At 63.2% G+C, this 20,605-nt stretch carries 22 protein-coding genes; 14 read left to right on the top strand and 8 right to left on the bottom strand.

Annotation, left to right across the window (positions count from 1 at the left end; all coding sequences use genetic code 11):
• Window positions 1–4: 4 nt before the first annotated feature.
• Window positions 5–445, bottom strand: coding sequence for a PLD nuclease N-terminal domain-containing protein (locus tag AC1RJY_RS16550; protein WP_014922629.1), 441 nt, complete (start codon window positions 443–445; stop codon window positions 5–7).
• A gap of 87 nt (window positions 446–532) precedes the next feature.
• On the opposite strand from AC1RJY_RS16550, the gene AC1RJY_RS16545 reads away from it, so the two are divergent.
• A complete protein-coding gene (locus AC1RJY_RS16545) occupies window positions 533–844 on the top strand; it encodes a DUF4229 domain-containing protein (RefSeq protein ID WP_011775902.1) in 312 nt (103 codons plus the stop codon).
• Between the two features lie 75 nt (window positions 845–919).
• On the opposite strand, the gene AC1RJY_RS16540 is transcribed toward AC1RJY_RS16545, so the two are convergent.
• From AC1RJY_RS16540 to AC1RJY_RS16520, 5 genes are all read right to left on the bottom strand, one after another.
• The gene (locus AC1RJY_RS16540) at window positions 920–1,801 is read right to left on the bottom strand and encodes a 1,4-dihydroxy-2-naphthoate polyprenyltransferase (RefSeq protein ID WP_011775901.1); all 882 of its coding nucleotides are present in this window, start codon (window positions 1,799–1,801) and stop codon (window positions 920–922) included.
• Between the two features lie 59 nt (window positions 1,802–1,860).
• Entirely contained in the window at window positions 1,861–3,000 is a 1,140-nt protein-coding gene (locus AC1RJY_RS16535) for an AMP-binding protein (RefSeq protein WP_498602752.1), read from the bottom strand.
• A gap of 7 nt (window positions 3,001–3,007) precedes the next feature.
• Window positions 3,008–3,970, bottom strand: a complete 963-nt coding sequence (locus AC1RJY_RS16530) for a 1,4-dihydroxy-2-naphthoyl-CoA synthase (protein ID WP_014922627.1) — start codon at window positions 3,968–3,970, stop codon at window positions 3,008–3,010.
• 21 nt (window positions 3,971–3,991) lie between these two features.
• On the bottom strand, window positions 3,992–4,429 hold the full coding sequence (locus tag AC1RJY_RS16525) for a VOC family protein (RefSeq protein WP_498602751.1): 438 nt from the start codon (window positions 4,427–4,429) through the stop codon (window positions 3,992–3,994).
• A 69-nt stretch (window positions 4,430–4,498) separates the two neighbouring features.
• Complete coding sequence (locus AC1RJY_RS16520) at window positions 4,499–5,227, bottom strand: CPBP family intramembrane glutamic endopeptidase (RefSeq protein ID WP_498602750.1); 729 nt, start codon at window positions 5,225–5,227, stop codon at window positions 4,499–4,501.
• 51 nt (window positions 5,228–5,278) lie between these two features.
• Between AC1RJY_RS16520 and AC1RJY_RS16515 the strand changes: the two genes are divergently transcribed.
• From AC1RJY_RS16515 to AC1RJY_RS16505, 3 genes are read left to right on the top strand one after another with little or no spacing between them, the layout of a single operon-like run.
• Entirely contained in the window at window positions 5,279–6,223 is a 945-nt protein-coding gene (locus AC1RJY_RS16515) for a metal ABC transporter substrate-binding protein (protein WP_498602749.1), read from the top strand.
• The gene (locus AC1RJY_RS16510; protein ID WP_011775895.1) at window positions 6,220–6,954 is read left to right on the top strand and encodes a metal ABC transporter ATP-binding protein; all 735 of its coding nucleotides are present in this window, start codon (window positions 6,220–6,222) and stop codon (window positions 6,952–6,954) included. Before AC1RJY_RS16515 ends, AC1RJY_RS16510 begins: the two co-directional genes overlap by 4 nt.
• 3 nt (window positions 6,955–6,957) lie before the next feature.
• Window positions 6,958–7,821, top strand: a complete 864-nt coding sequence (locus tag AC1RJY_RS16505) for a metal ABC transporter permease (protein ID WP_498602748.1) — start codon at window positions 6,958–6,960, stop codon at window positions 7,819–7,821.
• 6 nt (window positions 7,822–7,827) lie between these two features.
• Here AC1RJY_RS16505 and AC1RJY_RS16500 read toward each other — a convergent pair whose 3' ends face one another.
• Together AC1RJY_RS16500 and AC1RJY_RS16495 are read right to left on the bottom strand one after the other, a co-directional pair.
• Window positions 7,828–8,691 (bottom strand): DUF4097 family beta strand repeat-containing protein, encoded by an 864-nt coding sequence (locus tag AC1RJY_RS16500; RefSeq protein ID WP_043806293.1) that lies wholly within the window; start codon window positions 8,689–8,691, stop codon window positions 7,828–7,830.
• Window positions 8,691–9,197 carry a histidine kinase gene (locus AC1RJY_RS16495; protein WP_498602747.1) on the bottom strand — a complete coding sequence of 169 codons (507 nt, stop codon included), beginning with the start codon at window positions 9,195–9,197 and terminating at the stop codon, window positions 8,691–8,693. Before AC1RJY_RS16495 ends, AC1RJY_RS16500 begins: the two co-directional genes overlap by 1 nt.
• A 202-nt stretch (window positions 9,198–9,399) precedes the next feature.
• On the opposite strand from AC1RJY_RS16495, the gene AC1RJY_RS16490 reads away from it, so the two are divergent.
• The 10 genes from AC1RJY_RS16490 (at window position 9,400) to AC1RJY_RS16445 (ending at window position 20,591) form a co-directional block, all read left to right on the top strand.
• A complete protein-coding gene (locus tag AC1RJY_RS16490; protein WP_210063382.1) occupies window positions 9,400–11,082 on the top strand; it encodes an ABC-F family ATP-binding cassette domain-containing protein in 1,683 nt (560 codons plus the stop codon).
• 162 nt (window positions 11,083–11,244) lie between these two features.
• Window positions 11,245–11,592, top strand: coding sequence for a hypothetical protein (locus AC1RJY_RS16485; protein ID WP_043471456.1), 348 nt, complete (start codon window positions 11,245–11,247; stop codon window positions 11,590–11,592).
• The gene (nirB, locus tag AC1RJY_RS16480) at window positions 11,592–14,072 is read left to right on the top strand and encodes a nitrite reductase large subunit NirB (RefSeq protein WP_498602746.1); all 2,481 of its coding nucleotides are present in this window, start codon (window positions 11,592–11,594) and stop codon (window positions 14,070–14,072) included. The genes AC1RJY_RS16485 and nirB overlap by 1 nt, the downstream gene beginning before the upstream one ends.
• Complete coding sequence (locus tag AC1RJY_RS16475) at window positions 14,069–14,404, top strand: Rieske (2Fe-2S) protein (protein ID WP_498602745.1); 336 nt, start codon at window positions 14,069–14,071, stop codon at window positions 14,402–14,404. Before nirB ends, AC1RJY_RS16475 begins: the two co-directional genes overlap by 4 nt.
• Before the next feature lie 216 nt (window positions 14,405–14,620).
• Entirely contained in the window at window positions 14,621–16,084 is a 1,464-nt protein-coding gene (locus AC1RJY_RS16470; RefSeq protein ID WP_014922617.1) for an amino acid permease, read from the top strand.
• A 328-nt stretch (window positions 16,085–16,412) separates the two neighbouring features.
• Window positions 16,413–16,871, top strand: a complete 459-nt coding sequence (locus tag AC1RJY_RS16465) for an SRPBCC family protein (RefSeq protein ID WP_011775886.1) — start codon at window positions 16,413–16,415, stop codon at window positions 16,869–16,871.
• Window positions 16,871–17,527, top strand: coding sequence for a pentapeptide repeat-containing protein (locus tag AC1RJY_RS16460; protein WP_498602744.1), 657 nt, complete (start codon window positions 16,871–16,873; stop codon window positions 17,525–17,527). Before AC1RJY_RS16465 ends, AC1RJY_RS16460 begins: the two co-directional genes overlap by 1 nt.
• Before the next feature lie 141 nt (window positions 17,528–17,668).
• A complete protein-coding gene (locus AC1RJY_RS16455; protein WP_498602743.1) occupies window positions 17,669–18,895 on the top strand; it encodes a thiolase family protein in 1,227 nt (408 codons plus the stop codon).
• Complete coding sequence (locus AC1RJY_RS16450) at window positions 18,895–19,731, top strand: enoyl-CoA hydratase/isomerase family protein (protein ID WP_498602742.1); 837 nt, start codon at window positions 18,895–18,897, stop codon at window positions 19,729–19,731. Before AC1RJY_RS16455 ends, AC1RJY_RS16450 begins: the two co-directional genes overlap by 1 nt.
• Window positions 19,728–20,591 (top strand): 3-hydroxyacyl-CoA dehydrogenase family protein, encoded by an 864-nt coding sequence (locus AC1RJY_RS16445; RefSeq protein ID WP_498602741.1) that lies wholly within the window; start codon window positions 19,728–19,730, stop codon window positions 20,589–20,591. The genes AC1RJY_RS16450 and AC1RJY_RS16445 overlap by 4 nt, the downstream gene beginning before the upstream one ends.
• Window positions 20,592–20,605: the final 14 nt, after the last annotated feature.

Below are 20,605 nucleotides of genomic sequence, written 5' to 3'. Positions count from 1 at the left end.
TTCCCTACTTCAGCTCGTCGGTGTCATGGGGATCCGGCTCGGTGCGCTTGACGTCGCCGGCTTTGAAGCCATTGTTTTTTGCGTCGCCGCTGCCGTCGGTTGGCTTGTCCCTAAGTTCGCGTTCCTTGGCTTCATGGTCCGCCTTGAGCTTCTTCAGGCGATCGTCTTCGGCCTGGTTGCGGCGCCGGGTTTCCAGGTTGCGGAGGAATTCGGGGTCGTCGTCCGGGGCTGTGGGCTGGCGGCGGACGGGCTTGGCCGTGGGCTTGCCGTAAGGCCGGCCGAAGATGAACCAGAGGATTGCGCCCAGCAACGGCAGGACGATCATCACAATGATCCACGCGGGTTTGGAGATCCCGCGTGTTTGGTGGCCGTCGGTGCGAATGACGTCCACCAGGGCATAGACAAAGATGACTAGAACTATGACGACGCCTACAACCCGGAGCATGCACCAAGTCTAGTCGCCGGAAGCCAAACACTGGACGCCCGTTTCCGGCTGTGATCAGAGTGCAACCATCCGGGCGGCTAAACTTGGATGGTGGCTTTCCTGAAGTATTCCCTCATCCGTCTGGCGCTGTTCGCGCCGTTGCTCGTGCTGTTCGCTTTTTTGGGGGTCGGCTGGATCCTTGCGGTCATCTTCGCGGGGCTGATTGCTTTCGCCATCAGCTACCTGTTCTTCCAGAAACAGCGCGACGCCGCCACTGCAGCCATGCGCGAACGTTTCTCCGGGCGGGCCAAGCCCATCCGCACCGCCGGCGAGGTTGAAGACGCCGCCGCCGAGGACGGCCTAGTGGAGAAGAACCCGGATATTGCCGTTAACAACGACAAACGCCCGGGCACCCTCTAGAAGTTTTTTGTACAGATAACGCCCCTAAGAGAGCTTCTTAGGGGCGTTGTCTGTTAGAGACTCGAACGGAAAGACTCAGAAGCCGCGGCTCAGGATCAGTCCCAGCGAGAACAGCAGGCTGTAGCCGAGGTTGATCAGGCCCGTCTGCTTGAGGACCGGGATGAGGCTCTTGCGCTTCTTGCCGTTCACCATGAGCCACGCCGGCATCAGGCACGCAGGGATCAGCAGCAGGACGATCAGCATCCACGGCTTAGTGGGTGCCAGGACGATGACCAGCAGGATGGCTACGGCCAGCATCAACACGTAGCTTTCGCGGGCGTGGCGGTCACCCAGCCGGACGGCCAGGGTCCGCTTCCCGGCGGCCGTGTCCGTGGGGATGTCCCTGACGTTGTTGGCCATCAGCAGTGCGCAGGCGATGAGCCCCGTACCGATCGCGCCGATGACCGCTGCGAGGCTGACCTGGCCGGCCTGGGTGTAGGTGGTGCCGAGGGTGGCCACGAGACCGAAGAACACGAAGACAAAGACGTCGCCCAAGCCCAGGTATCCGTAAGGATTCTTGCCGCCGGTGTATCCCCACGCCGCCAGGACACAGCCGATGCCCACCAGGATCAGCCACCAGGTCTGGGTAATGATCACCAGGATCAGGCCGCAAATCATCGCCGCCCCGAACAGGGCAAACGCAGCCCACTTAACTTGCTCCGGTTTCGCGGCGCCGGAACCAACCAGGCGAAGGGGACCCACTCGGTCCTCATCGGTGCCGCGGATGCCATCGGAGTAGTCGTTGGCGTAGTTCACGCCGATTTGAAGCAGGAGAGCCACGAGTGCCGCGAGGATCGCGTTCGGCAGCCGGAAAGCCTGAAGCTCGTACGCCGCTGCCGAACCGATGAGGACCGGCGCGATGGCCGCGGGCAGTGTGCGGAGCCGGGCTCCTTGAATCCATTGTGCAGCTGTCGCCACGTGTAGTACCTCGTGTATTTCGCGGTTGATCGTTAGTCAGGCTCGGGGGAAGAACTTGTCTATTGTCCCTGATGCAGATTGGAAAGCAGGTCAATCATGGCCATGCGGTCCGGCTTTCCGTTCGGAAGCATCGGCATTTCCTTGTTTGCGAGCACCGTCTTGGGCGCCAGGACCCCCAATGCTTTCTCACGGCGGGCAGTGAATCCCTTCAGGCCCTCGGGCGAAGGATCGGTCACCGCAACATAGGCTGCCACGGCCTGGCCCCACTCGCGCGACGGGACGCCGGTCACGAAAGCCGCAGTGACGCCGTCGAGCTCTTCCAGCTTGCCCTGGATGTATGCGGCCGAGGCCTTGACGCCGCCGGTGATGATCACGTCATCGGCGCGGCCCAGCACGGTGAGTTTGCCGTCGTTGGATAGCTCGCCGAGGTCGCCGGTGATGTACCAGCGGACGTCGCCTTCCTCGACGAATGCTGCCTTTGAGGCGCGGGCGGCGTCCAGGTAGCCGGCCGCCACGGTGTCGCCACCCAGCAGGATTCGGCCTTCCAGTTCGCCCTCACCGATCCGGACCTCGACGCCGTCCAGCGGCTCGCCGTCGTACACGCACCCGCCGCAGGTCTCGGCTGAGCCGTACGTCGTCACAACCTTGAGCCCTTCGGCGTGGGCGGTGGCAAGGAGTTCAGCCGATGCTGGGGCGCCGCCCAGCAGGATCGCGTCGAAGCGACGCAGCACGGCAAGGGTTTCCGGCGTGGGGGAGTCCAGCAACCGCTGGAGCTGCGTGGGCACCAGGGACGTAAAACGGATCTTGTCCGTGAGTTCCTCTGCTGCTGCAGTGAAGGCCTCGGGCGTGAAGCCGTTCGACTGGTCCATGACCCACGGACGCGTGCCCGCATACAGCGAACGGACCAGCACCTGAACCCCGGCCACATACTGCAGGGGGAGTGCCAGCAGCCATTGGCCTTCGCCGCGCAGGGCCACGGCAGTGGACACTGAGGAGGCCGCGAGGGCATCAACGGTGAGGATGGTTGCCTTCGGCGTCCCCGTGGAACCGGACGTGCGGACCACCACTGCTGCGTCGTCGACGCCGGTCTCCACCGGAACCGCCTGCGGCTCGCCGTTTTCGTCCACCACGATTTCGACGGCGGGGCCCTCGCCATGGAGGGCGGCCATCAGGGCTTTCAGTACAGGATCGATGTTCACGGTGGTCCTAGAAGTAGTAGGGGAAGTTGGACCAGTCGGGGTCGCGCTTCTGGAGGAACGCTTCTTTGCCCTCCACGGCCTCGTCCGTCATGTACGCGAGGCGGGTGGCTTCGCCGGCGAAGACCTGCTGCCCGGCAAGGCCGTCGTCAGCCAGGTTGAAGGCGAACTTGAGCATGCGGATGGCCTGCGGTGACTGGCGGGCGATGTCCGCGGCGTACTCCAGGGCCACTTCCTCGAGCCGCGAATGGTCAACTGCCTCGTTCACAGCGCCCATGCGGACCATGTCATCGGCAGAGTATTCACGGGCGAGGAAGAAGATCTCCCGCGCGGCTTTCTGCCCGATCTGGCGGGCCAGCAGCGCAGAGCCGTATCCGGCGTCGAAACTTCCCACCGTGGCGTCCGTTTGCTTGAACTTGCCGTGCTCGCGCGAGGCGATGGTGAGGTCGCTGACAACGTGCAGGGAGTGACCGCCGCCGGCTGCCCATCCATTGACGACGGCGATGACCACTTTGGGCATGGTTCGCATGAGCCGCTGGACTTCCAGGATGTGGAGGCGGCCTGCGCGGGCGGGGTCGATAAATTCAGCCGAGTCCCCAGCAGCACCTTCTACTTGGTAGCGGTATCCGTCACGGCCACGGATCCGTTGGTCCCCGCCCGAACAGAACGAGTGGCCGCCGTCCTTCTCGGACGGGCCGTTGCCCGTGAGCAGGACCGTGGCGACGTCGGGTGTCATGCGGGCGTGGTCCATGGCGCGGTAGAGCTCGTCCACGGTGCCCGGGCGGAACGCGTTGCGGACCTCTGGGCGGTTGAAGGCGATCCGGACCGTGGGAAGGTCCTTGACTGAGCCGTCCGTTGAACGCTCAACCTGCCGGTGGTAAGTCATGTCCTTGAAGTCGTCGAAGCCGGAAACTGTGCGCCAGCGTGAAGGGTCAAAGACGTCGGAAACCTTGGCAGGGAGTTGGTTGTTCACAGTCCGAGTCTAGTAATGGCCTTAGCTGATGCAGAACTCGTTGCCCTCGGGGTCGGCCATGGTGTGCCATTCGTGGGGGCCTTGGTTGGCGGTCCACAGGTGCTTGGCGCCGCGGGCTTCGAGCTGTTTCCGCACGTCATCCTTGTCCCGTCCCTCCAAGCGGACGTCCCAGTGCACCCGGTTCTTGACGGATTTTGGGTTGGGATCCGTTTGGAAGAGGATCCGCCGGCCGGTGCTGGGGTCTGTGTCTTCGGCGGGGACGATCGCGCAGCCCTCTGCCCACACCAGCTTGCCGTTGTGTGTGATGGTCTGGTCTTCGGTTGCGTAGCCTTGCTCGATCATGGACCGGATGAACCCCTCGTCCTGGGGTTCCACGTTCCACTCAAGGGTCTCAGCCCACCAGTCGGCGAGTTCGTGCGGCTTCTTGCAGTCCACTACTACCTGGATGTTGAGTGTCATGCTCTTCAAGCTATTCCCGACGGCGGGTGGCTGGGTAGGGTGTTGCGGTCACCTTCAGTCCGGGTTCCCCTAGTTCGGGAGGAGTTCCGGGGGGATCGCGTAGATGAGGACCACGGCCATGAGGTTCTTGGCGGCGTGGACAAAATAGGAGAACATCAGGTTCTTGCCCGTCCACACATAAACCGCCACGAGCACCACGGCCATGCCCAGGTACGGAGCCAGCGCAGACATAGCCAGTCCTTCCCGGCCCACCACATGGATTGACGCGAACACCACCACGGAAATCACGCAGCAGAGCCAGATGTTCAGGTACTGCGACAACTTGCCGATCAGCAGATGCCGGAAGAGGTACTCCTCCACAAACGGTCCCAGGATCACCAGCAGCGGCACCATCAGCCAGGCCGGCACCTGTTGCAGCAGCCCTTGGATGCCCAGTTGATTCTCGGAGCTTTGCGCCGTCCCGAATGCCGCCACCAGAACGGCCGTGAGAATCAGCATCACCACGATGGCCAGCGGAACCATGGCCAGAGTGAACCATGGACGGGTTCCCAGGATTTTGAGGTCCCGCCCGGCTACGCGCCAGGCAGACGCCACGGCGAATATTCCGACGCCGGCATAAAAGATCGCGTTGACGGCATAGGACGCCGTGGCCGGGTCCGCAAACAGCTGCAGCATCAGCCGGTTGAGCGTCTCGCCAGCCAGCAGGAAGTAGGCGGTGAAGCCAACATATGCGGCCACGGCAATGGCGTCCAAGGCGGTGAATCTGTACAAAGGTGCCTTGGTGGATGGAGTGCCCATGTGACCAGCCTAGCTTTGCCGACTGGCACTTGCGTGGCTACACTTTTCGGTATGCCTAACTTTTCGTTTCGGCGCGCCAAAGACGTCCGCCGTTTCGCTGCTGTCCTGACCGCGATCTCACTTGCCCTGGGGGTCTCCGCCTGCGGAGGGAACTCATCCGCGGGGGGTGATGACAAGCCCGTTGTCCTGACCACGTTTACTGTTTTGGCTGATGTGGCCAAGAACGTTGCGGGGGACAAGCTCCGCGTGGAGTCCATCACCAAAGCCGGAGCCGAGATCCACGGCTACGAGCCAACGCCGGGGGACATCCGCAAAGCTGCCCAAGCTGACCTGATCCTGGATAACGGACTTAATCTCGAGGCCTGGTTTGCCCAGTTCGTGGAGGACCTGGATGTGCCGCATGCAGTGGTAAGTGACGGCGTGGAGGTCATGCCCATCGCCGAGGATTCCTACCAGGGCAAGCCGAACCCGCATGCGTGGATGTCGCCCAAGAATGTGCAGATCTACGCTGACAACATGGCCAAGGCCTTCGCCAAGCTGGATCCTTCCCACGCTGCCGAGTTCGAGGCCAACGCCAAGGCTTACAACGCCCAGCTCCAAACCGTGCAGGACGAGATGGTGTCCAAGCTCTCCGTCCTTTCGGAGAAGCAGAGGGCGCTGGTCACCTGCGAAGGAGCATTCTCCTACCTGGCCCGCGATGCCGGCCTCAAAGAGGTGTACATCTGGGCTGTGAACGCGGAGCAGCAGGCTACACCGCAGCAGATTACGCGGGCCATCGAGTTCGTCAAGGACAACCAGGTTCCGGCGGTGTTCTGTGAGTCCACGGTGTCCGACGCACCCATGCAGCAGGTTGTCGGAGCCACTGATGCCAAGTTCGGTGGGGTGCTCTACGTTGATTCCCTCTCTGAAGCGGACGGGCCCGTACCCACCTATCTGGACCTCATGCGCCATGACGCCAAAGTCATCACCACTGCACTCACCGGAGGAACGCCGTGAGCACTCCCGCGATCGCTGTTGAGAACGTCACCGTCCACTACGGTGAGGTCCTCGCCTTGGACTCTGCGTCCCTGACCCTGGACCATTCGCGGATTTGCGGCTTGGTCGGTATGAACGGCTCCGGCAAGTCCACCCTGTTCAAGGTCATCATGGGCATGGTCAAACCGGATTCCGGCCGGGTGCTCATCAACGGGCAGCCGCCGGTGAAGATGCGCAAGGAAGCCGGCATCGGCTACGTTCCCCAAAGCGAGGACGTTGACTGGGCCTTCCCGCTGTCCGTCCGGGATGTGGTGATGATGGGCCGCTACGGGCACCTGGGATTCACGCGCCGGCCCCGCAAAGCGGACAAGGACGCCGTCGAGCATGCTTTGGAACGCGTGGAACTGAGCGAGTACGCCGACCGCCAGATCGGGCAGTTGTCCGGCGGGCAGAAAAAACGGGCCTTCGTGGCCCGGGGCATCGCGCAAGGTGCCACCATGATGCTGCTGGATGAGCCGTTCGCGGGCGTGGATAAGCGGTCCGAGGCCACCATCACCAGGCTACTCCGCGAGCTGGCCGAGGACGGCGCCACCATCCTCATCTCCACTCACGATCTCCACGCCCTGCCGCAACTTTGCGATGAAGCAGTGTTGCTGATGCGCAAGGTCCTCATGCATGGAAGTCCTGATACCGTGCTCCAACCGGAGAACCTGGCCATGGCCTTCGGCCTCGACGTCATGAACAGGGGCTAGGCCGTGGAATTCCTCCTTGAACCTCTCAGCTACGACTTCATGGTCCGGGCGCTTGCAACTACGGCCATCGCCGCCGTGGTCTGCGCGGTCCTGAGCTGCTGGCTCGTCCTGATCGGCTGGTCCCTCATGGGCGACGCCGTCTCGCACGCGGTGCTTCCCGGCGTCGTCCTCGCGTACATTGTGGGTGCGCCCTTCGCGCTGGGTGCGTTGGTGTTCGCGCTGATCGCGGTGACGTTGATCGGGGTGGTAAGGAATACCAGCCGGGTGAAGGAAGACGCGGCGATCGGCATCGTGTTCACCTCGCTGTTCGCGCTGGGCCTGGTGCTGATCTCCGTGACCCCGAGCCAGACTGACTTGAACCACATCATCTTCGGGAACCTGCTGGGCGTCAGCATCCCGGACCTCATCCAGGTGGTGGTCCTGGGCGTCGTGGCGTTTGCGATCCTGATCCTCAAACGACGCGACCTCACGCTCTACGCGTTTGACCCCACGCACGCCCACGCCATCGGCTTGTCACCCAAACGGCTGGGCGCCCTGCTCCTGGGCCTGCTGGCGCTGACCTCCGTGGTAGCCCTACAGACCGTGGGTGTGGTGTTGGTGGTGGCCATGCTGATCATCCCGGGTGCCACGGCCTACCTGCTGACCGACCGTTTTTCCCGGATGCTGGTGATGGCGCCCGTGATCTCGGTGGTGTGCTCCGTCGCCGGCATCTACCTCAGTTATTACCTGGACACGGCGTCGGGGGCCATGGTGGTGCTCACTCAAGGCGTGGTGTTCGCCGTCGTGTATTTGTTCAGCCCACGGCAGGGGCTCATCGGTACGCGGCTGGCGAAGGCCCGCCGGAAGCGGGCCGTCGCCACGGTGTAGCGACCGCTACCGTACGCTGACGGGTGAGCGCTTCACTGTGATGTCGCCATAGGCGTTGCGTGCGCGGATTTCCACCGTGTCTGTGCTTTCACCGGGTCCGCCGGTGGGTTCGAGGGTATTGCGCACGCGTCCGTACTTGGTGCTGAGGTCCAGCCAGGCGGCGGTGCCTTCACGTACGCCGACGGCGAGCGTCCCCGCGGCGGTCTGGACAGTGAGGCTACCGGCGGCCACTTCGCCCACGGTGATGTCACCGTTGGATGCTTTGACGGTAGTGGACAGGCCAGCCCGTTCAAGGGAGACGTCGCCGTTGGCTGCGCTAACGCTGAGCTCACCGGAAGCCTGCGAGATGTAGGTGCTGCCGTTGCCGTTTTTTACGGTGGCAACTCCGTCAATGTCCCGGATGCGGATCTTGCCGGAGCCGGTCTTGATCCGGGACCTGCCCGAGGCGCGCTCCACAGTGACGTCGCCCATGTCCGTGTGGGCACGGAGCTCGCCGCAGTAATCGATGCGGATGTGACCCAAGTCGGTCTTCAGGTCGGCGGTGCTGAATTCGCCTTCGCAGCGGAGATCGCCCATTCCCGACTTCAATTCCAGGCTGCTGCCTACGGGAACTTCCACGGTGACCTCCACGGCGCCGCCGTCGCTGAACCAGGTGTGGCGGAATGGGGGGTGAAGCCTGACCTGCAAGCGGCCGTCCGTGTAGTCCACCGTGGTCTGCTCAGCCATTCTGACGTCCAGGCTTCGCTTGGGCTTGCGGGGGCGGATAGTGACCTCGGTGTCCTTGCGGTCACCGGCCACGATCCAGATATCGGCGCGGACAGAAACATCAACCACGACGGCGATTGGCTGGGGAGTCTGGAAGGTTGCCATTAGCGTGCCCATCCTGTGAAGTTCTGCTCGCCGGGTTCGCGGAGGGAGCTGCGTTTGCTCGAGTGGCCGCCGTTGAGCGCCTCGCCGACCGCCCGGACCAGCCATGAGTTCACGGAGAGGCCGTCCTGGCTGGCTGCTTCTTCGACTTGCTGCTTGAGATAGTCGGGAAGCCGGAGCGTGGTGCGTGAGGTGCTGGCGCCGTCGAGATCCTCGGCCGCTACGGTGCGTGCCGAGCGCTCGTTGACTGCCTCGAACTCCCCACCCTGCGGGCTGCTCACCACGAACTCGGGGTCGCGGCCGCGGAGCCTGAGCTCCACCGAGCCGGGAGCGAGTTCCAGCGTGATCTCGCTTGCGGCCTCCGAGAGCGCCTCCAAGAGGACCAGCCTGACGGTGGCTTCGAGGCCTGCCGTGAGGCGTTCGCTGAGGGCGCGGGCTTCCGGCCCTCCTGCTTCGGCGGCGGTGTCCAGCTGGTGTTGGACTGAGGATACGTACTGGTTCAGCTGCATGACACCATTATGACGCCACGCTGGTGTCACATCAATGCTTTTTTGTGTTGAATGGCACCAGCACTGGTGTCTCGGGTTGACGCGGTCCCTTTTGCCGGGCAGTCTTGAGCGATGAAGTCTTGAGCGCAGCCCCTCTTCCCGGCTGCATCCCCAGTACCCACACGGCTTTCTGCCATCCACTGCGGACTTGCGAGGATCCCTCTTGACTGACCACCTTCACCTTTCCGGCGTTTCCCACGGCTACGGGGACCGCGAACTTCTCCACGCCGTAGACCTGACGATTCACCACGGCGAACACGTGGCAATCGTCGGCGAAAACGGCGCGGGCAAATCCACCCTGCTCCGGCTCATGGCGGGCGTTGAAACGCCCGACGACGGCACGGCAGGTCTGTCCGGTAACCCCGGCTACCGCGTGGGTTACCTCGCGCAAACCCATGGACTCGCTGAGTCGCTGACCGTAGGCGATGCCATCGACACTTCCTTGGCTTCGCTGCGTTCCTTGGAGGCGCGCATCCTGGACCTCGAAACCGGCCTCGCCGATGCTGACTCCGAGGAACTGGAGCTCTACGGAAGCCTTCAAACGGAATACCAGCTCCGAGAAGGCTACGCCGCCGAGTCCCGGGTTGAAGCAGCGCTGGACAAGCTGGGGCTGGGAGGCTTGGACCGCCGTCGAACGCTTGGATCCCTGTCCGGCGGCGAGCAGGAGCGGGTAGCCCTCGCCTGCTTGCTGGCAGACCCGGCCGAAGCGTTGCTCCTGGATGAGCCCACCAACCACCTGGATGCCAACGGCACCGCCTGGCTCGAATCGCGGCTGGCTGCGCACCGCGGAACCGTGGTGGTGGTCTCCCACGACCGTGTCCTGCTGCGGAAAGTGGCCACCACCATCATCGAAGTGGACGCTGACCGACGGTCCGTGAACCGCTACGGGAACGGATACGAAGGCTACCTCCGGGAGAAAGCGGCAGAACGCGCCCGGTGGGTCCAGGAGTACGAGCAGTGGCTGGACGCCATGGCCGCCGAACGCCTCCAAGCCGCCACAGTTGCGGACGGCATGGGCTACGGCCGCAAGCGCGACAACGACAAGATGGCCTTCGGCTTCAAAACAGGCACGTGGCAGAGCGCGGCAGCAAGCAAAGTCCGCAACGCCCAGGAACGGCTCCGCAGGCTCGAGGAGAACCCAGTGGACAGGCCGCCTGTGCCACTGAAACTGGCAGCACCGCTTCGGGCGGCGGCTCTGGCCGTTTCCGAACCCGCGCTGGAGGCCCGCGGCGTCAGCTCTCCCGGGCGGCTCCAGCCCACCCACCTCAGGGTGGAAGCCGGACAAAAAGTGCTCATCACCGGGCCCAACGGGGCCGGTAAGTCCACGCTGCTGTCCATCCTTGCCGGAACACTCGAGCCAACCACCGGGACCGTCACAGTGAACGGCAACGTGGGTTACCTGCAGCAGGAACTGGAGGTGCCGGCCCGGCCGGGGCTGCGCCTGCTTCCGGCGTTCGCTGCGGGGCTGGGCGGAAACATCGACGAACATGCTGAGGGCTTGCTGCGGCTGGGCCTGTTCCGGCCCGCTGAGTTCCATGTTCCCGTGGGAGGTCTCTCAGCCGGGCAACAGCGCCGGCTCGCCATGGCCCGCCTCCTTCTAGGCGGGTACGACACCATGATCGTGGATGAGCCCACCAATCACTTGGCGCCAGTGCTGGTGGAGCAGCTGGAGGCAGCGCTCGCTGTATTTGCGGGGACTCTGGTGATCGTGAGCCACGACCGCGCGCTGGGGGAATGGTTTGACCGCTGCGCGCGTGCCGACGTCGCAGGCGAACACCGCAATGGTCCGGTCGGGGCGGGCGGACACTGGGTCAGGTACGGGATGCAGGGCGGCGAACTGCTGTAGCGGGCGAGCGGCTGTAGCTGGCGAGCGGCTGTTTGCGAGCGGCCGTGGTGAGCCGCCTGCAAAGTGATCGTTACCCCCTGTCCTGCAAGCGGAAACGTGGCATCGAGTGTCCTGAAACACGGCCGGAGCACCATGGAAGGAAGCCGGCCGAAAGGAACTTCCGTGATCGCCAAGAACCTCTTCCTCCAGGGCATCTACCCCTTCGAAGGCATCGGCATGGAAAAGCCGGTCCCCCTCCACAGCGAGCTGGCGCACTTTGTCCCGGACGGCGTCGTGAACCAGACGCTGTACTTCCGCGGCGGCAACTCCAGCCCCGAACTCATCACCGTGGTCCTCATGCGCGACGGCGTCCCCATGCGCTACTTCCCCATCGGGGCCAAAAGCGATGTGCACGTTCCGCTGAGGGTGGTGGAAGACATCGATGGAGGTTCCATGATTGAGCTGTTCATCGTTGCGCCCGCCGGCGTGAGAGGTTCCGTTGTGGTGGATCTCGGGATGGTGGAGCACTGATGCGCCGGCGGCTGGTGGTGATCGGAAACGGGATGGCCGGTGCCCGGGCTGTTGAGGAAATCCTGGCAAGGGGCGGTGCCGACGTCTTCGACATCACCATGTTTGGCGATGAACCGTATGGGAACTACAACCGGATCATGCTCAGCCATGTGCTGTCCGGCGAGGAAAGCGATGCGGACATCTTCCTCAATGCGCTGCCCTGGTACAGGGAGAATAACATCACCTTGCACGCGGGTGTCCGGGTGGATCGCATCGACAAGTTCAGCAAGCACGTCTTCGCCGCCGACGGTCGCGTGGAGCCGTACGACGTCCTGATCATCGCGACCGGCAGCCGCTCACACCTGCCACCCATGGGCGGTGTCTACGCACCCAGCGGCGCGGTCAGGCACGGTGTCTTCACGTTCAGGACATTGGACGATACCCGGAAAATGATTCAGTTCGCCCACCACGAGGCCCACCATGATCACCGGCGCAAGGCAGTGGTGATTGGCGGCGGCTTGCTGGGACTGGAAGCGGCCCACGGCCTGCAGGCCAACGGCCTGGACGTAGCTGTTGTCCACTCAGGCGGTCACCTCATGAACGCCCAGTTAGGGCCCGACGGCGGTGCAATACTGCGGCGAAGCGTCGAGGCGCTGGGCATCGAGGTGCACACAGGAAGCCGGACCACGGCGATCCTCGGTTCAGACCAGCTGAGTGGGGTTCGGCTGCGCGACGACACTGAGATTGACTGCGACATGGTGGTGGTCACCGCTGGCATCAGACCCAACGTTGATGTCGCCGTTGTGAGTGGGTTGGCAGTGGAGCGCGGCATTGTGGTGGACGACCAACTGCGCGTCATGGATGAAGATGACATCTACGCAGTAGGGGAGTGCGTCCAACACCGCGGTGAGGTGTACGGACTGGTGGCGCCCCTCTGGGAGCAGGCCGCCGTACTGGCAGACCAGGTCACGGGGATGGATCGGTCTTCGGTGTATCTGGGTTCCAGGACCGCCACCAAACTGAAGGTAGCCGGCGTCGATGTCGCTTCAATGGGCCTTTCCGGTCCTGAACGGGACACGGACGAGCACATCGTGTTCTCGGAACCCGGCCGGGGTGTGTTCAAGTCCATCGTCATCCGGGACAACAAAATGGTGGGCGCCACCCTGCTGGGCGATCACCGCAAGGTGGCTTACCTGACCCAAGCTTTCGATCAGGGGTTGCCCCTTCCGGAGGAGCGGCTCTCGCTGATGTTCGATCTCGGTTCGCCGGGTCAAGAAGAAAGTGTGGCCGAACTCGCGGACAGCGCACAGGTCTGCAACTGCAACGGGGTTTCCAAGGGGACGCTCGTTGCGGCGGTGCGTGGCGGGTGCGCTTCGGTGTCCGCGGCCATGGATGCTACCCGGGCCGGTAAAGGCTGCGGCTCGTGCAAGCTCATGGTCACGCAGGTGGTGGAGTGGGCCGCAGGCGGGGCTGTGGAGGAAGACTTGGCCGCGGGCTACTACGTTCCCGGTATTCCTTTGGACAAGCCTGCTTTGATGGCCGAGATCCGGGCACGCGGGCTGCGATCCGTTTCCCAGGTGTTTGCGGCGCTCGCCCCGGGCAGTGTTGAGGATGCCAAATCCAAGATGGCGCTGGCTTCGCTTATGAAAATGATGTTGGCCGATCTGTACATCGACGAACGCGACGCCCGGTTCATCAACGACCGCGTGCACGCCAACATCCAGCGCGACGGCACATTCTCCGTGGTCCCACAGATGAAAGGCGGGGTGACGTCTGTTCAACAGCTCCGGAGGATTGCCGACGTCGCGGAGAAACACAGCATTCCCATGATCAAGCTGACCGGCGGTCAACGGATTGACCTTTTGGGAGTCCCGAAAGAGGACCTGCCACAGGTCTGGGCTGACCTGGACATGCCTTCCGGATACGCCTACGGAAAGAGCTTTCGCACCGTCAAAACCTGTGTTGGCAAGGACTATTGCCGGTTTGGGACAGGTGACTCCACCGGTCTGGGCATCTCTTTGGAGTCCCGTTTCCAAGGAATCGAAGCGCCTGCCAAGCTGAAGCTCGCGGTCTCCGGGTGTCCACGCAATTGCGCCGAGTCCTTGGTGAAAGACGTCGGGGTGGTGGCTGTGGAAGGCGGACGCTGGGAGATCTATATAGGGGGAGCGGCCGGCGCCCACATCCGGAAAGGCGACCTACTGGTTACCGTGGATACACCGGAAGAGGTCACACTCTTGGCGGGCCGGTTCATGCAGTACTACAGGGAAAACGCCAACTGGCTGGAGCGGAGTTACTCGTTTGTTCCGCGGGTAGGCATCGACCATATTCGCAGCGTCATCCTGGACGACTCCGAAGGGATCGCCGCCCAATTGGACGCCGCCATGCAGGCGTCCGTGGACAGCTACGCGGATCCCTGGAGCGAACGGGATGATCCGCTGACGCCCGGTCAGTTCCGGACTTCCTTGCCGTTGACCGTCCTCCCGCAGGTGCCGGTCCGATGAGCGCCCGGTCCGTTCCGGCAATCGAAGCGAATACGGTCTTGGGGTCCGTTGACCAAATTCCCTTCGGCGAGGGCCGGGCCTACGGAGTTGGTGGCGAGCAGGTTGCGGTGTTCCGGTTACGGGACGGCACGCTGCGCGCCGTCGGGGGCGTCTGCCCCCACAAAGGCGGCCCGATCGCTGACGGAACCATCGACCATAACGTGGTCATCTGTCCCCTCCATCAGCACGCCTTCGAGCTGATGACAGGTTGTTCCACCACGGGGGAGAAATCTTTGCGTTCCTACAAAGTCTTCGCAGATGAGGCCGGGAACATCGTGCTGACGCATGACTGAACAGCGGTTATCTACAGCCCCCTTGTTGCCTGCGTCACGGGCATTGTGGTTAATCCCGTAAGATAGACGGGTTGCGCGAAGCTTCGGCGTTCTGCGTTCTTTGTCACACTTCGAACCCTCAAACGAGGAAAAGCTCGAATTATGTGTGCCAAAGCCGCCCGTGTTCCGGCACTGGCGTAACACCTACAGCAACACCCCAACCCACAAGGAACAGCTGTGCCGCAAAGTACTCCCACAGATCTCCAGAGCCCCAAGGCCTCATCCGCAGCCTCGGACTCCAACCTCAGCGCCGAGGGATATCAGAAGACCCTGAGCCGCCGCCACGTCACCATGATCGCCATGGGTGGCGCAATCGGCGTCGGCCTGTTCATGGGCGCCGGTGGCCGCCTCGCCTCCACCGGCCCGGCCCTGATCTTCTCCTACGCCATTGCCGGCGTCATCGCTTACCTGCTGATGCGCGCCCTCGGCGAGCTCATCATGTACCGCCAAACCTCCGGCTCCTTCGTGAGCTACGCCGGCGAGATGTTCGGCAAGAAGGGCGCTTTCCTCTCCGGGTGGATGTACTTCATCAACTGGGCCATGACCGGCATTGCCGAACTCATTGCAATCGGCCTGTACTTCCAGTTCTTCTTCCCCAACGTGCCCATTGAACTGTCCGCCATCGCAGCGCTGGTGCTGCTGGTGGCCGTGAACCTGTTCAGCGTCAAGGCGTTCGGCGAATTCGAATTTTGGGCCTCCTGCCTCAAGGTCGCGGCCATCGTGATCTTCCTGGCCGTTGGCACGTTCATGGTTGTCACCAACGCCAAGGTGGGCGAGGGCAACGCGTCCGTCGCAAACCTCTTCCACGAAGACGGCGGCATGTTCCCCAAGGGCGGCCTGGTGATGATCCTGGTCCTCAACGCCGTGATCTTCGCTTACAACGCCATCGAGCTCGTCGGCATTACCGCTGGTGAGATGGAAAACCCGGAACGCGAAGTTCCCAAGGCGATCCGCGCCGTCGTGGTCCGTATTGTTGTCTTCTACGTCGGTTCGGTGACGCTGCTCGCGATGCTGCTGCCGTCCGACCAGTACGTGGCCGGCACCTCGCCGTTCGTTACCGTGTTCGGCCAGATGGGCCTTGGCTGGATGGGCGATGTCATGAACATGATCGTCATCACCGCCGCGCTGTCCTCCTGCAACTCGGGCCTGTACTCGATCGGCCGCATCTTCCGCACCATGGCCAACAACGGCCACGCACCGCAGTGGCTCACCAAGATGTCCACACGCCACGTGCCGTACGCGGCCATCCTGGCGATCGGTGGCGTCTACCTTGTAGGCATCCTGCTCAACATCTGGCTGGGTGGCTCGCACGCGTTCGACCTCGCGCTGAACACCGCATCCATCGGCGTGATCTTCACGTGGGGCTCCATCTTCGCGAGCCAGATTGCCCTGCGGAAGAAGCGCGGCAACGTTTCCAGCCTGCCGATGCCCGGTTCACCGTGGACCAGCTGGTTGGGCCTCATCGCTTTGCTGGCCATCACCGTGCTGATCGGTTTCGACTCCATGACGGACAAGGAAACCGGCGAGGTCTTCCTGCTTGGCCTGTGGACCCTCGCCACCATTCCGTTCTTCGCCCTGGTGCTGTGGCTCGGATGGCAGAAGGTCAAGAACAACGAGCCCAAGAGCGAGCTGTTCAGCTAACTCTTCCGGTTCACCCCTCTTCCGGTCCATAACTCGACGGCGGGCGCTTCCCTAGTGGGGGCGCCCGCCGTTCGCGTTGTGGGGCCTGCTTTGCGCCTTAAGGGAGGCGCGAGTCGTGCAGAGTGGGCCTCGCAACGAGCACCCCTGTGTTGTGGGGCCTGCTTTGCGCCTTTTGGGTGGCGCGAGTCGTGCAGAGTGGGCCTCGCAACGAGCACCCCTGTGTTGTGGGGCCTGCTTTGCGCCTTTTGGGTGGGGTGAGTCGTGCAGAGTGGGCCTCGCAACGAGCACCCCGGTTGGGAGTGTCGGGGGTCGGGTCTAGGCTCAATATATGGAACACACCACCACCCTGACGCAGCACGTCAACGCAAGCCCGGAGAAGGTTTGGGCCGTCATCTCGGACATTCCCGGCTCGGCCGGAACGCTCTCCGGCATCGAATCCATCCAGATGCTCAGTGAGGGCCCGTACGGCGAGGGCACCCGCTGGAAGGAAACCCGCACCATGATGGGCAAGCAGGAAACAGTAGAGATGTGGGTGTCCCAAACAGACCCTCCGCGCAGCACCACGGTCAAGGCGCTTCAGGGAGGCGCCGACTACACCACCCGCTTCACCTTGAACGACCGCGACGGCGGCACGGACCTGACGCTGACCTTCGGCGCCGAGATGATCAATCCTTCGCTTATCAGCAAGGTGGGCATGGCCCTGTTCGGGAAAATCGGGATGAGCATGACCCGCAAGGCCCTCAGTAAGGACCTCGCCGAGATCGCCGCCAAAGCGGAATCGCTCTGATGGCGGCTGTGAAGGTAGCGGCCCCCAAAATCTCGCCGGTGCGGTTGGATGAACTGCGTGACGACGACGCCCCGGACTTCCAGCGCGGCGAACGGTACGACGGCGTCCGGCTCACCCGCGTTTCTGCCGACGGCGAGGAACTGAGCGGCGCGGATTTCATCGAGTGTGAGCTTAACGGTGTGTCCTTCAACGAAGCCCAATTGCGGGGAGCTACGTTCCGTGAGTGCATCCTCGCGGAGCCGTACGCCCCGGTCTTCACAGCTGCCCGGAGTTCCTGGCAAGACGTGGAGATCAGCAATCCGAGGTGGGGCTCAGCCGAACTTTATGAGGGGAACTGGCGGTCAGTCCGCATCGATGGCGGCAAGCTGGACTACGTGAACCTTCGAGGCTCCAAGCTCATGGATATCCAAATCTCCGACTGCATCATTAACGAGCTGGACCTCGGCGGTTGCACGGGAACGCGGTTGGCGCTGAAGAACTGCACCATCGGCACGTTGGATGTCACGGGCGCCAAGCTAATGGACGTGGATCTGCGGACCTCGGAGTTCCGTGGAATCAACGGTCTGGCGGGGCTGGCAGGAGTGGTGATCGATGACTATCAGCTGAGCCTCATGGCACCGCTGCTCGCTGGACACTTGGGAATCAGGGTGGTTTGATCCGGGCTGGGGCCGGTCTCCTCTGATCTGTAACTGAGGGCTCAGCTGTTGACCGGCCCGCCCTGCCGTGTAATCTTTATAGAACGAACGGTCGGTATATTATTCCGGACCGGTCCCTTTCACTTCGCGAAGGATGTTCTCATGGTCGAGGCTTTTCTTGTTGGCGGCGCACGCACGCCTGTAGGTCGCTACGGTGGGGCACTGTCCTCCGTCCGCCCGGACGATCTCGCAGCGTTGGTGGTCCGGGAAGCGGTGGCGCGTGCCGGCGTCGATCCTGACTCCATTGATGAGGTGATCCTCGGTAATGCCAACGGCGCGGGCGAGGAGAACCGGAATGTGGCCCGCATGGCCACCATCCTGGCCGGACTTCCCCTCCACATCCCCGGCATCACCGTCAATCGACTGTGTGCCTCGGGCCTTAGCGCGATCATCATGGCCAGCCAGATGATCAAGTCCGGCGCTGCGGACATCGTGGTGGCCGGTGGCGTTGAGTCCATGAGCCGGGCCCCTTGGGTGCAGGAGAAGCCGACCACGGCGTTCGCCAAGCCTGGCCAGATTTTCGATACGTCCATTGGCTGGCGCTTCGCCAACCCGCGCTTCACCAAAGGCGAGCTTTCCCGTGATGGCAAGATGACCTACTCCATGCCTGAAACGGCCGAGGAAGTCGGCCGCGTGGACAACATCTCCCGCGAGGATGCTGATGCTTTTGCTGTCCGCTCCCACGAGCTCGCCTTGGCCGCAATCGCCGGTGGGCGCTTTAAGGACGAGATCGTTCCCGTCACTGTGAAGACCCGAAAATCGGAGACCGTGGTGGACACGGATGAGGGTCCCCGCGAAGGCACCACCATGGACGTACTCGCTGGGCTCCGCCCGGTGGTTCCCGGCGGATCCGTGGTGACGGCCGGCAACTCCTCCACGCTCAACGACGGCGCCTCGGCCATCATCGTTGCCTCCGAGGCCGCCATCAAGAAGTTTGGTTTGACCCCTCGCGCCCGCATCGTCGACGGCGCCTCGGCTGGATGCGAACCGGAGATCATGGGCATCGGCCCGGTCCCGGCCACCCAAAAGGTCCTGGCTCGCTCCGGCCTCACCGTGGATCAGCTGGGCGCCGTGGAACTCAACGAAGCCTTCGCCACCCAATCGTTGGCGAGCATGCGCCGCCTCGGGCTGAACCCGGACATCGTGAATAACGACGGCGGCGCCATCAGTTTGGGGCACCCGCTCGGTTCCAGCGGCTCGCGAATTGCGATCACCCTGCTGGGCCGCATGGAGCGGGAACTGGCCTCAACTACCGGACCTAAGCTCGGATTGGCGACGATGTGCATCGGCGTCGGACAGGGTACCGCGATGCTGCTGGAAGGCGTGTAATGGCGCTGGATCCGAAAGACTTCTCCACACTTCTCATCGAGGACCGCGGGGACCGCCTCACTGTTCTGCTGAACCGTCCCGAGGTCCGTAACGCGATCGACCAGACCATGGTGGACGAGCTTCACCTGGTCTGCGCTGAACTTGAGCGGAACCCGAAGGTACTGATCATTGCCGGAACCGAGGGCGTATTCGCCTCGGGTGCGGACATCGGACAGTTGCGCGAACGCCGCCGGGAAGACGCCCTGCAGGGGATCAACTCCACGATCTTTGTCCGGATCGCCAAGTTGCCCATGCCCGTGATCGCCGCCTTGGACGGTTACTGCCTTGGCGGGGGAGCCGAGCTCGCGTACGCCGCAGACTTCCGCATTGGAACTCCGAGCGTCCGCATCGGGAACCCTGAAACCGGTTTGGGGATCCTGGCCGCAGCCGGTGCCAGTTGGCGGCTGAAGGAACTGGTGGGCGAACCGAAAGCCAAGGAAATTCTCTTGGCCGGTGCCGTGCTCCGCGCTGAGGAAGCCTTGCGAATCAGCCTGATCACGGAGATCCACGAAGCACCCGAGCTCATGGATGCGGCACACAAGCTGGCGGACAGGATCGGACGCCAGGACCCTCTGGCCGTGCGGATTACCAAATCCGTGTTCCACGCCCCGGCAGAAGCCCACCCACTGATCGATACCCTTGCCCAGGGAATCCTCTTCGAGTCCCAGGCCAAGTTTGATCGCATGCAGGCTTTCCTGGATAAGAAGTCCGCGAAAGCTTCGCAAGAAACCGCCCTACCCGCCGCTGACACCGCCGCCGCACCCGACGTACCCACGCAAGACAGGACCCAGAAATGACCGAAGCTCCCGCCATCCCGCACGTCGTTGGAGTCCTGGGCGGAGGCAGGATGGGCGCCGGCATCGCGCATGCCTTCCTTACCAAGGGTGCCACTGTGATCGTGGTGGAACGCGATCACGAGGCAGCGGCCGGAGCGCAAGGTCGCGTTGCTGATGCCGTTGCCAAGTCCGCGGCCCGCGGTACCTTGAGCGAAACCCCCGAAGACGCTATGTCCCGTTTCAGCACCTCCACGGACTACGAATCCTTCATCCACTGCGGTCTCGTGGTGGAGGCCGTGCCCGAGGATTACGATCTCAAAGTCACAGCGCTGAAGGCTGTGGAGGACCACTTGTCCGCGGATGCTTATCTGGCGTCGAACACCTCCTCGCTCTCAGTCACCGGGCTCGCCAACCAGCTTCGCCGCCCTGCGAACTTCGTGGGGTTGCACTTCTTCAATCCGGTGCCGGCTTCCACCCTCATCGAAGTGGTGCTGGCCAACGAAACGTCTCCCGAACTGGCTGAAGCAGCGAAAAACTGGACTGAGGCACTTGGCAAGACCGCCGTCGTCGTCAATGACGCTCCGGGTTTTGCGTCCTCAAGGCTCGGCGTCGCCATTGCCCTTGAGGCGATGCGCATGGTGGAAGAGGGAGTGGCCTCGGCGGGTGACATCGATGCTGCCATGGTCCTGGGCTACAAACACCCCACCGGCCCGCTGAAAACCACCGACATTGTTGGCTTGGACGTCCGGCTCGGGATCGCCGAGTACCTGCACTCCACGCTGGGCGACCGCTTCGCTCCGCCCCAGATCCTGCGGGACAAAGTGGCGCGCGGCGAGCTGGGACGCAAGACGGGCAAGGGCTTCTTCGACTGGACCGACTGACGGCTGCGCGGCGG

It is taken from the genome of Arthrobacter sp. GW822-FHT05G07, assembly GCF_058799755.1.
Note: the sequence above shows the minus strand (reverse complement) of the source record. Positions and strands in the feature narration are given on the sequence as shown.